Origin of the sequence: Larkinella fluvii (genome assembly GCF_051857545.1) — a bacterium.
In the GTDB taxonomy this organism is placed as follows: domain Bacteria; phylum Bacteroidota; class Bacteroidia; order Cytophagales; family Spirosomataceae; genus Larkinella.
On sequence record NZ_JBPZHB010000001.1, the window covers coordinates 562,137 to 577,181 of the forward strand.

A 15,045-nucleotide genomic window follows, 5' to 3' on the forward strand; every position below is an offset into this window, starting at 1 on the left:
CTGAAAAGCCGGGCATGATTACCGTACCAAAAGATTTTCTTGCGAAATGGAAAAACGAACCGTCGGAAAAAAAACTGGCGTTTTCCCGGTCGGAGCGTAGACACAGGCATTCCCGGGACCGAAGCGCAGCGGCCGATTCGTTGAAATTCACGAAAGTTGACGATTTCCGGCGCTGTAGCCGGTGTGTGCTGGATACGACCGTTTCCGATATCTGGTTCGATGACGCGGGCGTCTGCAAATACTGCTACATCCACGACGAAATGGAGCGGCTCCATCCGTTGAAAAACATGGAGGAGGATTTGCAGCGGATTGTGAAACGGATCAAAAAAGCCGGCCGGAACAAAACCTACGACTGCATTGTGGGCGTGAGTGGCGGTCGTGATAGCATCTACACCCTTTTTCTGGCGCGCAAACTGGGCCTCCGACCTTTGGCGGTTTATTTCGACAACGGCTGGAACACCGAAATTGCCGTTTCGAACATCCGGAAAGCAACCGACCTGTTGCGGGTGGATCTGCATACGGTATTGGCAGATCTGGAAGAGTTCAAAGATTTGCAGCGGGCTTTTCTCAAAGCGTCCGTACCCGACGCTGACATCCCGACGGTTTACGCCATCCACTCCGTATTGTATGAAACGGCCGCCAAACAGGGCATTGGCTATATTCTGCACGGGCACTCATTCCGGACCGAAGGCACCTCGCCCATTAGCTGGACTTACATGGACGGGCGGTATATCAAAAATGTTCACCGGCGGTTTGGCAGTGGGGTTATCCGGAGTTTCAAAATCATGATGTTGCCCTACCTGCTTTATTACAGTTTCGTAAAACGCATTCGGGAGGTAAGGTTGCTGGAATACATCGATTACAACAAGAATAAAGTGGACGAAATTCTGGCTCACGACCTGGGCTGGGTATATTACGGCGGGTACCACCACAAGAACCTGTATACCAAGTTTTTTCAGTCGTTTCTTTTGCCGAATAAATTCAATATCGATAAGCGCAAAACGGAGTTGTCGGCACTGGTTCGGTCCGGGCAGAAAACACGGGAAGAAGCCATTGCGGAGCTGGAAGCCAGTGCTTACCGGTACGACCGGTCGGTGGTGATCTACGCCGTGGCAAAATTGGGGTGGACGCTCGAAGAATGGGAAAGGGTTTACCACCGCGCTCCCCGGTCACACAAGGATTTCAAGACGTATCTGCCGCTGATCCGGCTGCTGCGTCTGCCGATCTGGGTGGCCTGCAAACTGCGGATTTTGCCCCATATTCTGTATTTGAAGTACGCCAGTTAGCAATGAGTAGAACCCCGCCGGTTTTCAGACGGACACGGAAAAACGAAGCAATTCGGGATGGGGCTTAGTTATTGGCCGATTTAACGGCTCTGAAGACTTCGGCGATGCGTCGGCGGGCTACCAGCAAAACCGTGCCATTGGTCAGGGTGAGTTCGACCTGGTAGGTGGAAATCCGGTGAAGGCGGGCGATGTGCGTGGGGTTGACGAGGGCGCCCCGGCTGATGCGGATGAACTCGGGAAGCATTTTCTGCCAGCGAACCAGCGTTCGGGCAGTCATCAGGTTGGGGGCATTACTGCGGTGCAACAGGCTGTAATTGCTATTGCCCTCCAACCAGATGAGATCGGAGAGCGACAGGGGTACTTTATATCCTCTTAGTTGTAGAGAGCCCGCTTGCTGCTGCATCATGAAGAAGTCGTCAATTGGTGGGTGACGTTTTGCAGAAATAAACGAACCCGAACCGCTTCTGTGGTTAATTCACACCGTTCTGCCTGTAAGAAATGATCCAGCATCGTTTTGTCAGTCGCCGTTGCAATCCGTTGAATCCGACCACTCTGACGCGCCCACAAACTGTAGCCATAGATGGCATTCGGACACTCGGCCAGAACGGCAAAACCATACGGTGTTGAATCACCGGACGGCTGGTGCCACAGGACAAACCAGCGTGCCTTTGCCATAATTTGTGATAACGAAAGCCGTTGCTGTTCCCAAACCTGGAAATGATTCAGAAGGTCCTCCAGAGGGATCTCCGTCTCATCCGACCCGGTTGATGGAACAACCCGGTTTGGAGACTCTGCAACTTCAGTTTGAAAGCGGTGGCGTTGAGTAAACCAGAAAGACATTTCAGGTAGTTGATAACTCACTTGCATAGCCACCCTAGTGGATTCCGGAGAATCGCTCAGATGAGTAAAAACTTGTGAGAGTATAAGTTCATGCATATTCATCCAATTTCAGTGCCATTTTGTGCGGTTTATAGTTCAATTCATAAAAATTTGTTGAAAAGGTAAATTATTTATGATCCTGTCATCTGAATCCAATACCGTAAAATCACTCCGCCGGAATCAAGGCCATTTGCGCTTATTTGGCACAGTAATTGTCACACCGGGACCGGTTAAATGAAGGAGACTCCGGGTCGTATACGCAGGGGGCTTTTTGGGTTTTCATCCGTTCGGCCAGTCGGCGGCACGGTGGACATCGCGTCGAAATCCCGGTTTTAGCGGGGATTTTTTGGTGGTTTGTTGATGATTTCGAAGTACTTTTATCACCGCATTGGGCCGGTAAGCAGGCATGGCAGGTATAAAATTTGACGTAACGATGTACCGATTTCTTTTTTGGCTTTCTGTTCTGCTGGGTAACGTTCTTGGTTCACCAATCGCCAGAGCCCAACCGGTTATATTCAATGCCAGCCTCTCGGCCCAACCCGGCGAAACCGTCGGCCTGCAGGGATCTTTCGGGGCTTCGGCCCGGGCTTATTTCAACAAAGGAACCGCCACGACGCCCACGGCTTTGCCCATCCAGGTGCAGAGTGCCAACCAGCTTACGGTTCAGATTCCTGCCCAAACCGGTCTGGACCTTTACGAAATCTGGGTGGAAGATCAGGGACAGCGTAGTCCCAGTGTATTCGTTAACCAGGCGCTGGGGCATCATTTCGACTCACCGGAGGTCTACGCCGACGGTACGGTTCGCATCTTTGGCCGGAATCTGAAACTGGCCGGGGCAAATCCCCGCGTTCGCCTGCTGGCGGATGGTTCCAACACCGTTCACGAAGCGGTGGTGAATGCCGAGCAGAGCGACGCCTACCAACTGAGTCTGAAACTGCCCGCCAGCCTGCAGGCCGGAGTCGCCTACACGGTTTTGATCACCAACGGTCTGGGTGGCACCGCCGGTGAAACCCGGATGGATCTTCGGCTGATGGGCATTGCCCCCGGTCAGGATTATTTCCAACTCGGGGTTGGCTGGGCGGCCAAACTGGACTTTTACCGCAACGTCTACAACGTCAAAACCGATACGCGCCTGCCTCTGAAAGCGGTGGGCAATGGGGTCGCCAATGACCAGCCTGCCCTGCAACAGGCTATCAACCGCGTGGCCGCCGACGGGGGTGGTATTGTCTACCTGCCCGCCGGAACCTATAAGCTCCTGACACCTAACTTCGAATACCTGCGGATGCGCAACCGGGTGGTGATTCAGGGAGCGGGGAAGGGGCAGACCATCATCCAGTTTGGCTACGAACCGGGCGTTTCCCACCTGGGCGTCAGTTGGCCCGAGATCACCCGGCAGGCGGGTCTGGCGGATTTGTCGCTGTTGAACATCGACGAAACGGGGAGTGGACAACTGAGCAGCAGCCGGGGTCAGGGCACGGAGATTTTTCTACAGCGGGTTCGGTTCGATCTTAACCGCAGCGACTGGCTGTGGCTGGCCAACAGCGACAAGCTGGTGATTGCCAATACCGATCTGAGTCAGGGCGTCGATAGTCAGTATGACTACCGCGGGCCTTTGCAATTGAACGGGTGCCGCAATTTTGTGCTCCGGGACAACACGTTCAACTATGCCGTTGACGGCCTGAACCTGAACGAGACGCAAGACGGGGTTTTTGAGAACAATGTGGTAAACCGTGACGGTTCGGCCCGGTATCCAGCCAATACGATCCACCACGTTCTGATCCTGAGTTTTGCCCGGAATGTCGCGATGCTTAACAATGAATTCAATGTAATCAACGGCCCGGCCCAGAATGGCAACGATGGCGAAACGATCCTGAGCGAAGGCGGGGGCGCTGACCGCATCGATGAGGAAGCCGGAACGGTGAGCGGAGCCACGGCCACGACCCTGCAGGACCAGAGCAAAACCTGGGGTAGTTTCCGGCGGCAGCCGGTGGTGGCCATTGTGAGCGGCAGAGGAATGGGACAATGGCGCCGGATCACCAGCCGGAGCGGTTCGACGCTGCAATTGGACCGGGCCTGGGACGTCATTCCGGAGGCCGGAAGTCACTATGCAATTTTTAACTGGGGAGCCGAAAACTGGCTGGTGCTGAACAATCGCATGGAAGGAAACCGCCGGGGCATCACGCTCTATCACACGGCCACAACGCAGGTAGCGATTGTCAACAACACCCTGCTCAACAGCGGTTCGATCGACCTGACGCCGGTTCAGCAACTGTATAACGGTCGGCAGCAGTTTATCCCGGTCTATAACACCCAGATTGTAGGCAATACGGTTTCGAACACGGACGGGTCGAATGGCGTTTTTATCGGCGTCCATGCCGTGCAGCACCGCCAAGAGCGGACTTTTGGCACGTCGGTGGTGGGGCTGGAGGTGCGGGGCAACACGCTGCGGGCGGGGGTTCCGAACATCCCGGCGGTGGTGGATGCCGAATTCCCGGAAGGCTATCTCAATTATTTGGAATACAATCCGGTGACGTTTTATCAGGACGAGCGGATTCCGGCCGTTCTGGGAAGTATTTTCGAAAACAACACGGCCATTAATTGCAACAATGCGCTGTATGTCAACAGCGGTTCCTACAACACGCTGGTTTGTAACCTGAAGCTGGAGAATTCACCCAATGCGATTCGGGACGACCGGCTGGACCGGGTCAGCCATGCTTCGGTGTCTACTTCGTTGTGCCTGATTACCGGCAATGATGAGTCGCAGCTTGTTGTAAAGATTTATCCCAATCCGGCAACCACCGAACTGCACGTCCAGTTGTCTGCCGCCGGGGCGCAATTAAAAGTCTATTCATTGGCCGGGGCCTTGTTTATGGATACCCGAACGGCAACCTCCGAAGCAAATCTGGACGTACGGCGTCTTCCCGTTGGCCCCTATGTGTTGCAGGTTCAGCCCGACCAGGGGGGCGTCGTGAGTGAATGCTTTATAAAATATTAACAATTCATTCGGTGTTAAATTGTTGATTGTCAGCTGTTTTGTGCTTTTTTGGAAAAGAATAGTAAACTAAAAATGACGAATGCTAAATATAAAAGTGCCGTATTGGAAAATACTTTTACATTGAGTGTTCATCATTTTATATTTAACATTTCCTTTCTTTTCAATTCAAATTTGAACACAAATCATATCCCGGGCAGGGTCAATGTATAGCTGGAACGAAGAACCTCGGGTATCCATTGCTTCGGCTCCGCTGGGCGATTGCTGGCCGGACGCACTTTACCGGCATTATCTGCAACCCATACCAACCGGTTTCCACGCCAAATTGAATGCCTACCGGAACTGGCAGGACCGGCAGCGTTCCCTGATTGGCCGGTTATTGCTGGCGAAACTTCTGCGTCAGTATGGTTTTCCTGCTGAAACGCTGGAGCGGCTTACCATCGGCCGATACGGAAAACCGTTTATCGACTCCGGTTTTCACTTCAATATTGCCCATTCCGCCGACCGGATTGTTTGCGTGGCCAGCCGGGATATTGCCGTCGGAATAGACATCGAATTGATCCGACCCATTGATTTCTCTGATTTTGAATCCGTAATGTCGCCGGCGCAATGGCAGAAGATCACGGGATCGGAAGAGCCACTTCTGGAATTCTGGCGTCACTGGACTGTCAAAGAAGCCATTGCCAAAGCCGACGGCCGTGGAATCGGACTGCCGCTTGCCACCATTTCGATTGAATCAGCCGTTGCCATGCTGGGCGAAAGCCGTTGGTATGTGGCTGAACTGGAGCAGTGGAACGGGTATTGCAGTTTTGTTGCGGGCAACCAACCCATCGAGCCCGGTCTGATTGCTTTTGAAACGTACCAGTTTGGCTAAAAACCAGTCGGTCTATTCTACAACCGAAGGCCAGACGTGTATCCTGGTCAAAATTTTCTCCAGATTACCATTCCCTCTTTTCAACCAGCCGTTCCGCTGGGGTAAACCGTCCGTTCACTTCCTTTTTTGTAAACTCCTGTAAACCGGGTCGAATTGGCACAGATTTAGCGGAAGAATAACGAGCCAATAAAGGCGATGTTAGTTCTGTGACTACACATTGGTGAAGCAGGAATGTGCGGTTGGATACGATGCGTAATCTGTAAAAAAATAAAGACATGATCCATCGTTACCTGCTATTCTTCCTTTTTATTAGCCTCTGTAGTTTACAAACCGCTACTGCCCAACCCCGCCTTTTCAATGCCAGCCCCTCGGCCCAACCCGGCGAAACCGTCGGCCTGCAGGGATCTTTCGGGGCCTCGGCCCGGGCTTATTTCAACAAAGGAACCGCCACAACGCCCACGGCTTTGCCCATCCAGGTGCAGAGTGCCAACCAGCTTACGGTTCAGATTCCTGCCCAAACCGGTCTGGATCTTTACGAAATCTGGGTGGAAGATCAGGGACAGCGTAGTCCCAGTGTATTCGTTAACCAGGCGCTGGGGCATCATTTCGACTCACCGGAGATTTACGCCAACGGCACGGTTCGCATCTTTGGCCGGAATCTGAAACTGGCCGGGGCAAATCCCCGCGTTCGCCTGCTGGCGGATGGTTCCAACACCGTTCACGAAGCGGTGGTGAATGCCGAGCAGAGCGACGCCTACCAACTGAGTCTGAAACTGCCCGCCAGCCTGCAGGCCGGAGTCGCCTACACGGTTTTGATCACCAACGGTCTGGGTGGCACCGCCGGCGAAACCCGCATGGAATCCAAATTAACCGCCGTTACGCCCGGTCAGGATTATTTCCAACTCGGGGTTGGCTGGGCGGCCAAACTGGACTTTTACCGCAACGTCTACAACGTCAAAACCGATACGCGCCTGCCTCTGAAAGCAGTGGGCAATGGGGTCGCCAATGACCAGCCTGCCCTGCAACAGGCCATCGACCGGGCAGCCGCCGATGGGGGTGGTATTGTCTACCTGCCCGCCGGAACCTACAAATTGCTCTATCAACATTTCGAATACCTGCGGATGCGCAACCGGGTGGTGATTCAGGGGGCGGGGAAGGGGCAGACCATCATCCAGTTTGGCTACGAAACCGGCGTTTCTCATCTGGGGGTTCTCTGGCCGGAAATCACCCGGCAGGCGGGTCTGGCAGATTTGTCACTGCTAAACATCGACGAAACGGGTAGCGAACGGCTGAACAGCAGCCGGGGTCAGGGCACGGAGATTTTTCTGCAGCGGGTTCGGTTCGATCTTAAACGCAGCGACTGGCTGTGGCTGGCCAACAGCGACAAGCTGGTGATTGCCAACACCGACCTGAGCCAGGGCGTCGACAGCCGTTTTAGCTACCGGGGGCCGCTGCAACTGGACGGATGCAGCCATTTTGTACTCCGGGGAAATACCTTTACTTACGCTGTCGATGGGCTCAATCTGGACAAAACCCGCGACGGGGTTTTTGAAAACAATGTAGTCATCCGCGATGGCTCGGCCCGGTATCCAACCAATACAATTCACCACGTTCTGATCATGAATTTTGCGCAGAATGTAGCGGTGCTTAAGAACGAATTCAAGGTCGTCAACGGCCCGGCCCAGAACGGCAGAGACGGCGAAACGATCATTAGTGAGGGGGGAGGGGGCGACCGCATTGATGAGGATGCCGGAACGGTGAGTGGAGCCACGGCCACGACCCTGCAGGACCAGAGCAAAACCTGGGGTAGTTTCCGGCGGCAGCCGGTGGTGGCCATTGTGAGCGGAAAAGGGATGGGACAATGGCGCCGGATCACCAGCCGGAGCGGCTCGACACTGCAATTGGACCGCGCCTGGGACGTTATTCCGGGCGCGGGGAGCCGGTATGCGGTTTTCAACTGGGGGGCACGCAACTGGCTGATTCAGGGCAACCGCTTGTCGGGTAATCACCGCGGCATCACGCTGTACCACACATCGACAACGCAGGTAGCGATAGTCAACAACACCTTGCTCAACAGCGGTTCGATCGACCTGACGCCGATTCAGCAGCAGTCGGACGGTCGTCAGCAGTTTATGCCGATGTATAACACCCAGATTGTGGGCAACACCGTTTCGAACACGAATGGGGCCAATGGCGTGTTTATTGGTGTCCATCCCGTGCAGCACGCCCAGGAAAAAACCTTCGGTACGTCGGTGGTGGGGCTGGAGGTGCGGGGCAACACGCTGCGGGCGGGGGTTCCGAACATCCCGGCGGTGGTGGATGCGGAATATCCGGAAGGCTACCTCAATTACCTGGAATATCATCCCGTGGCGTTTTATCAGGATGAGCAGGTTCCGGCGATTCTGGGGAGCATTTTCGAGAACAACACGGCCATCAATTGCAACAATGCGCTGTATGTCAACAGCGGTTCCTACAACACGTTGGTTTGCAACCTGAAGCTGGAGAATTCACCGAACGTGATTCGGGACGACCGGTTTGATCGGGTTAGCCACGCTGCGGTGGCAACGGTTTTGTGCGTTAAACCCAGCCCGACGCCTGCGGCCAATAAACCTCCGCAGCCGCCTTCTCCTACCGTATTGATTGCCCCGCTGACGGCCCAGGTGGGGGTGCCTTTCTCGGGCACGCTGGTGGCTTTCACCGATCCCGAAGGCGGAACCCTGACGTATGGATTAAGCGAATTACCGGGCGGATTGAGTACGAATACCGGCAACCGAAGTCTGAGCGCAACGGCGTTCAATCACATTATTACCGGTACGCCGGTCAAAGAAGGGACCTACAAGCTGACATATTCGGCCACCGATGAGCAAGGGGCAACGAGTCAGGTCAGTTTTGATTTGATCGTTAAGCCTGCCGCCGTCGCTCCCGTCGTAACCGGGAATTTTGAGGGTTTTCTGGATAAACTGGAATGCGGAAGCATCCGGGGGTGGGTCTGGGATCGCAACAAACCGAACACACCCTTGACGGTTGAGTTCTACCTTGAAACCGGTTCGCCGGCTGTTACTACGATTTTAGGGCGCACGGAGGCCAACATTTACCGGACAGATTTAAAGACGGCTGGGAAGGGAAACGGGGTTCATGCGTACAACTTTTCACCTCCGGCAGGTTTAAAAAACGGCGCGATGGTTCGGGCCAGGGTGCTGGGCAGTACATACCTTTTGAAAGGGTCGCCTAAAGCCTATCAGTGTGCGAATGCGCGTTTATCAGCCGAAGAAACAATGGATCTCAGCCTGACTGTGCTGGGAAATCCGATTATGGGGGATGCGCTGGAAATTGAGATTCGGGGCGCCGAAGACCAGCCGGTTCACTGGCAATTATCGGATGTGCAGGGCCGACTGGTCACCCAGCATCGGGTAGAACGGGCCGGTGCCGTTGAGCGGCAGACGGTGTTGATTGCCGGTCAGCCGGCGGGGCTTCTGTGGCTCCGGGTCAGCACGGCCAGCCAAGTCAAAACCGTACGGGTGCTGAAGGCCAACTGAGGCAATCCGGTATCTGGATTGGCAGCAACCGCCCGATTTTCAGATCAGGCCGTGGCCGTCTTTTCGTTTCCTTTCTTCATCAAAAATATTTTCAGTTTACCAGCGAAGCGTAAACCGGGAAGGTATGCCGACCCGAAACCCCTTCCTTCTCCTATTCTGTAAACGCTCCATTTGATCCGGCCACTTCGTGCTTCAGGGAGGATGCGTTTGCGCCGGAAGACCTGCTACTCGCGCCCGGTTTGAATTATCGCACATAAAAATCACCGCCATATAATAAAGTAAGGGAAATTCAATGAATAAAATTCATTGGATTTCTTTGTCTGTTAAATAGGATGGTTACTCAATACGATACAAGGTAATGATCTATTATTGTACAAGCAAATAAAATGGTTATAAATACTACATACCTACGCAGGGTTAGCACAATTTGTAGAAATTATATTCCCGTAAAAACTTGAGTAATGTCTGATTTTTTACCGTTTCCGGAATGGTAGTCGATTCTGCGATCAAAGTCGTAAGGAATTCGTAAGTCATGTGTCTGATAAAAGAGATTGCGGAATTACTTAACGTATTTGCGAAATTAAATTCTATTTTTATTCAATTTATAAGTATTATTTTTGTAATACAGTTGCTTCCATCAGGAGCGGTAATGGCATCCAGAGAGTTTACCGCAAGGATCATGCAACCCGATCAGTACCCCGAAACGTCAGGCCGTGTAAATTGTTTTCGTTTTTTGAATTGAGTAATTTTACTTAACTTGCAAAACTTTTTGACAAGGGCAATGACTTGTTAGCGAAGTGGATGAGTTAGTCTGGCAGTAGCAGTCCGGTTATTTGCAGAGTCAGTATCATTATTTTATTAAAGTGACGGTATGAATCAACGTAAACTGGGTGTTCGGGGGGCGATTTGGGTGTTGGGCCTGTGTGCTTTTCTGACGAGTTGTATATCAAGCAAGAAATTGGTGCTGTATCAGAAAAGCGGGAACGATAAAGACACCATTGCGCTTTCTCCACGGTATATTGCGACCATCAAAGTGGGTGATGTGTTGTCTGTTCAGGTGAGCAGTTTTAGCCCGGAGGCCACGGCTCTGTTCAATCCCTATACCTCCATCACAGCCATGGCCGGGCAGAGTTCCGCCACAACCCCCATGCCCTATGTGACCGGTTACCTGGTTAGCGAAGAAGGGCAGATTGAATTGCCTTTGATCGGCAAAGTGACCGTCCAGGGACTCACCAGCAGCCAGGCGTCCAAACAGATCCGGCAGAAACTGCTCGATTACCTGAAAGAACCAACGGTGAATGTCAGAAACCAGAGCTTTCAGATTTCAGTCACGGGAGAAGTGGCCCGGCCCTCCCTCTTCACCATTCCCAATGAGCGCGTTACGTTGCCCGAAGCCCTGGGGCTGGCGGGTGATATTACCATTTTCGGACAGCGTACGAACATTCTGGTCATTCGCGAAGAAAATGGGCAACGGACGTTTAACCGCGTTGACTTAACCCGGCGGGATTTGTTTCGTTCGCCATTCTATTACCTGCATCCTAACGATATCGTGTATGTTGAACCCGGTAAGGCCCGAATTGCCAATGCAGACCGGAATTATCAGTTAGTACCCATTATCCTCAGTGCGCTTTCGATCATAGCCATTGTTGTAACGCGTTAATACTATGGTAAATAACTCATACACGCCTTATCAGGCCTATGAAATAGCACCACAGCCAAATCTACGGGCCACCCTCATGCGGTATTTACGCTTCTGGCCGTGGTTTATGCTTTCCATCGCGCTCATGCTTGGAGCCGCTTATGCGTACCTGCTGTATCAGCCGCCGGTTTTCCGGGTACACGCCAGTTTGCTGATCAAAGACGAAAAGAAAGGGGGCGTTGCCGCCGAGAACCTGATGAAGGAACTCTCGCTTTTTACTAAGAACGTCAGCATCGACGACCAGATCGAGATTCTTAAGTCCTACACCCTCATGGACCGGGTGGTGAAAAGTCTGGGACTCGACGTTCAGTACTATCACCCTACCAAAACGTACAACAAGGAAATCTACGGAGAGTCGCCCATCCGGTTGCTGGTTGAAAAAGAGCATCCAAGCCTGTTTTCCAGCGAGTTGGCGTTTACATTCGTGGATGAAAAAACATTCCTGTTAAATGGCTACTCCTACCCGTTTAACCAAAATATCAAAACGCCTTACGGGTTGCTTCGCGTATTTGCCCTCAAGCCTATTTCGGCCAGCACACCACCCGTGCTGGTGTCGGTGGCGACGCACTCGAGAGCCGTCAACAGCTATCTGAATAAACTGAGCGTTGAACCGGCAGCCAAGGAGTCCAATGTGCTGGAGCTTAGCATGGAGGAAACCGTGCCGGACAAAGCGGAAGCGATCCTGAACCAACTGGTCAATGCCTACAGCAAGGAAGCGGTTTTTGATAAAAACAAAGACGCCAATAACATGCTCCACTTCATTGAAGAACGGCTGAGCCTGATTGCCGGTGAGCTATCGAAAGTGGAACAGGAAGTCGAAACCTACAAATCGACCGAAGGCATTACGGATCTGAGCATCCAGGCCCAGACCTTCCTGATGACTGTCAAGGAAAATGATGCCCAGTTGAATGAAGTAAATATGCGGTTGAGCGGTTTGGCAGACATTGAACGCTACGTGGCCAAACAGATTGGTGACAAGAGTGTTGCTCCCGCCACCATCGGACTGAACGACCCGACCCTGAACGGCTTGCTCACGAAAGTATCGGAACTCGAACTGAAACGCGATGAAATGTCGCGCATGATGGCCAGCAACAGCCCCATGCTCCAGTCGATCGACAGCCAGATCAGAACCATTAAAGGCAGCATCAACGAAAACATTCAGACAATGCGGCAGCAGTTGACCAGCAGCCGCAACCACCTGCTGGCGAATAACCGGCGGATGGAAGGCATGATCCGGACCGTTCCGGGGAAGGAGCGGACGCTGCTTAACATTACCCGGCAGCAGGTCATTAAAAACGGGCTGTATACCTACCTGCTTCAAAAACGGGAAGAAACCGCCTTGTCGGCGGCTTCGACGGTTTCCGACAGCCGGATTGTGGACGCAGCCCGCACGGACGAAGGGCCGATTGCTCCGGTGAAAACGTCCATCTTTTTGATCTTCGGTTGCATCGGCCTGGTGTTGCCCATTGGTTTTATTGAACTGAAATCGGCTCTCAATGACCGGGTGATGCGCCGTTCCGACGTGGAAGAATTCACGCAGGTTCCCATTTTGGGCGAGATTGTGAAGGGCAGTAAAATGTCCAGCGACAACCTGGTTTTCAAACCGAGAATGCGCTCCGTGATTGGGGAGCAGATTCGGGCCTTACGGACAAATCTGCATTTTCTGAAGGGAGAAGAACAGCGCAGCCAGGTTCTGCTATTCACTTCCTGCATCAGTGGGGAGGGCAAATCGTTCATTTCCCTCAACCTGGGGGCCAGTCTGGCCATGGTGGAACGGACGACGGTTATTCTGGAGATGGACCTGCGGAAACCGCAACTGCACAAGAGCCTGCACATGGAAAACCTCGCCGGCATCAGCAATTACCTGCTGGGAGAAGCGACGATCGATGAACTGCTCCAGCCCATCATGGGATACAACAACTACTTCATCATTACGGCGGGGCCACTCCTGTCGAACCCGGCGGAGTTGTTGAGTTCGCCCCGTCTGGGCCAGCTTTTTCGGGAATTGCGGCAACGGTTCGACTACATTCTGGTGGACTCACCACCCGTTGGGCTCGTAACCGACTCACAGGTGATTGCGCCGTTCGCCGACGTTACCCTGTTTATGATCCGGCACGACCATACGCCTAAAAACCACCTGAAAATGGTGGACGCTCTCTACAAAGAACAGCGATTCCAGAATTTGAGCATTGTTCTGAATGCCATTGGTGAAGGCGATTCGCACTATTATAATTATGGCTATGGCGAATATTATGGGGGTTCGGATCCCAATCAGCAGGGGGGAAAAGGAAAACACCGAAAAACCTGATCCGACGGCCTTTTTAAGCAAGTAAATCACCAACAGGCTCTGTTGATCGCCTGATACCAAGCTTCGACGGATTTCCTGACCGTCATTCACCTGTAACGAACCCGAATTAGACAGTTAAAAGCAATATGCTAAGCCTTAACTCACAATACCAAACCCTTTATGTCTATGCGGAGGAACGGAACCGACGCAGTGATTTTACATACCGGTATTTTGGAAAGCGTGCCTTCGATATTTGCCTGAGTTTTCTGGTTACCGTGTGTATCCTGATCTGGATGATTCCATTGGTAGGCCTGTTGATCAAGTTGGGCTCACCCGGCCCCATCCTGTTCATTCAAAAGCGTACCGGGTATCGTGGTACTTCTTTCAATTGTTTGAAATTCAGAACGATGACGCACAATCCGGCGGCTTCCTTCAAACAGGCAAAGCGGAACGATGAGCGGATCACGCCGATCGGGCGGTTCCTGCGAAAAACCAATCTGGACGAAATGCCGCAATTCCTCAATGTGCTCATCGGCGACATGAGCATTGTTGGCCCCCGGCCCCACGCCATTCAGCACAGTGCACAATTCTGGAATACAATGCCTGAATACCGGAAACGCTACCGCGTGAAACCGGGGATCACTGGACTGGCCCAGATCAATGGGTACCGGGGCGAAATCGACCATGTGATGAAAATGCGCCACCGGGTCAGATATGACCGCTTCTACAACCGCAAAAAATCCATTCTATTCGATCTCTGGATTTGCTGGCTGACGGTGAAGGCCATGGTTGGTGAAAATAAAAACGCCTGGTAACGGGATAATCTTTTGCAAGCCTATGTCCTGGTACGTATTGTATACGAAGTCCCGAACCGAAAAGGCGGTGGCCGACAAGTTGAAAGAGCGCGGGATCGAAGTGTATTGTCCACTGGTTAAAACAAAACGAAAGTGGTCGGACCGAATGAAAACCGTTGAAGAACCACTTTTCCGGTCCTACTGCTTTGTGAATCTGGAAGAACAGCAACGCGACCGGGTATTTGGGGTGCCCGGTATTGTTCGCTACCTGTTCTGGATGAACAAACCGGCCGTGGTTCGGGACTCCGAGATCGAGATCATCCGGCGAATGCTGCAAGAAACCGATAACAACCACATTCAGGTTGAGGCCTTTTCATCATCCGACCGCATCAAAATAAAATCCGGCTGTTTTCAGGATCTGGAAGGCAACGTAATGAACCAGCAGGGGAAAACACTGCAAGTGTTTATCGATACGCTGCAAATGGTTATAAAAGTTGATTTATCGAAGACGCTGGTTGCGGCTTGAAGGCCACGTTTGCGCACCTGCAATTTCTGACTACCCGAAAGTACTGCAAGTTAGGTCCAACCTGGGACTGAAAGGGCGAAGCCGTATCAAAACCAGCCGATAATTCTTAATTCCGGAACGTTTACGCGAAAAAAACCGGATAACGGGCGAGAAACGACGCTCAAATTAGTCT

General features: G+C 52.5%; 10 protein-coding genes. 8 read left to right on the plus strand and 2 right to left on the minus strand.

Annotated elements, in window-relative coordinates:
* Window positions 1-14 precede the first annotated feature (14 nt).
* On the plus strand, window positions 15-1,286 hold the full coding sequence (locus tag ACS5NO_RS02370) for an N-acetyl sugar amidotransferase (protein ID WP_439413658.1): 1,272 nt from the start codon (window positions 15-17) through the stop codon (window positions 1,284-1,286).
* A 64-nt stretch (window positions 1,287-1,350) separates the two neighbouring features.
* On the opposite strand, the gene ACS5NO_RS02375 is transcribed toward ACS5NO_RS02370, so the two are convergent.
* Together ACS5NO_RS02375 and ACS5NO_RS02380 are read right to left on the minus strand one after the other, a co-directional pair.
* The gene (locus tag ACS5NO_RS02375) at window positions 1,351-1,692 is read right to left on the minus strand and encodes a LytTR family DNA-binding domain-containing protein (protein ID WP_138995148.1); all 342 of its coding nucleotides are present in this window, start codon (window positions 1,690-1,692) and stop codon (window positions 1,351-1,353) included.
* Window positions 1,689-1,961 (minus strand): hypothetical protein, encoded by a 273-nt coding sequence (locus tag ACS5NO_RS02380; RefSeq protein ID WP_439413659.1) that lies wholly within the window; start codon window positions 1,959-1,961, stop codon window positions 1,689-1,691. The genes ACS5NO_RS02375 and ACS5NO_RS02380 overlap by 4 nt, the downstream gene beginning before the upstream one ends.
* A gap of 637 nt (window positions 1,962-2,598) precedes the next feature.
* Between ACS5NO_RS02380 and ACS5NO_RS02385 the strand changes: the two genes are divergently transcribed.
* From ACS5NO_RS02385 to ACS5NO_RS02415, 7 genes are all read left to right on the plus strand, one after another.
* Window positions 2,599-5,160 (plus strand): T9SS type A sorting domain-containing protein, encoded by a 2,562-nt coding sequence (locus ACS5NO_RS02385; RefSeq protein ID WP_439413660.1) that lies wholly within the window; start codon window positions 2,599-2,601, stop codon window positions 5,158-5,160.
* Window positions 5,161-5,362: 202 nt separating this feature from the next.
* Window positions 5,363-6,031, plus strand: coding sequence for a 4'-phosphopantetheinyl transferase family protein (locus tag ACS5NO_RS02390; RefSeq protein ID WP_439413661.1), 669 nt, complete (start codon window positions 5,363-5,365; stop codon window positions 6,029-6,031).
* Window positions 6,032-6,306: 275 nt separating this feature from the next.
* Window positions 6,307-9,567: a putative Ig domain-containing protein gene (locus ACS5NO_RS02395; RefSeq protein WP_439413662.1), complete on the plus strand. Its 3,261-nt coding sequence runs from the start codon at window positions 6,307-6,309 to the stop codon at window positions 9,565-9,567.
* 871 nt (window positions 9,568-10,438) lie between these two features.
* Window positions 10,439-11,227 carry a polysaccharide biosynthesis/export family protein gene (locus ACS5NO_RS02400; protein ID WP_114406882.1) on the plus strand — a complete coding sequence of 263 codons (789 nt, stop codon included), beginning with the start codon at window positions 10,439-10,441 and terminating at the stop codon, window positions 11,225-11,227.
* Window positions 11,228-11,231: 4 nt separating this feature from the next.
* The gene (locus ACS5NO_RS02405) at window positions 11,232-13,574 is read left to right on the plus strand and encodes a GumC family protein (protein ID WP_114406883.1); all 2,343 of its coding nucleotides are present in this window, start codon (window positions 11,232-11,234) and stop codon (window positions 13,572-13,574) included.
* Window positions 13,575-13,699: 125 nt separating this feature from the next.
* The gene (locus ACS5NO_RS02410) at window positions 13,700-14,368 is read left to right on the plus strand and encodes a sugar transferase (protein ID WP_114406884.1); all 669 of its coding nucleotides are present in this window, start codon (window positions 13,700-13,702) and stop codon (window positions 14,366-14,368) included.
* Window positions 14,369-14,390: 22 nt separating this feature from the next.
* Window positions 14,391-14,873, plus strand: coding sequence for a UpxY family transcription antiterminator (locus tag ACS5NO_RS02415; RefSeq protein WP_114406885.1), 483 nt, complete (start codon window positions 14,391-14,393; stop codon window positions 14,871-14,873).
* Window positions 14,874-15,045 lie beyond the last annotated feature (172 nt).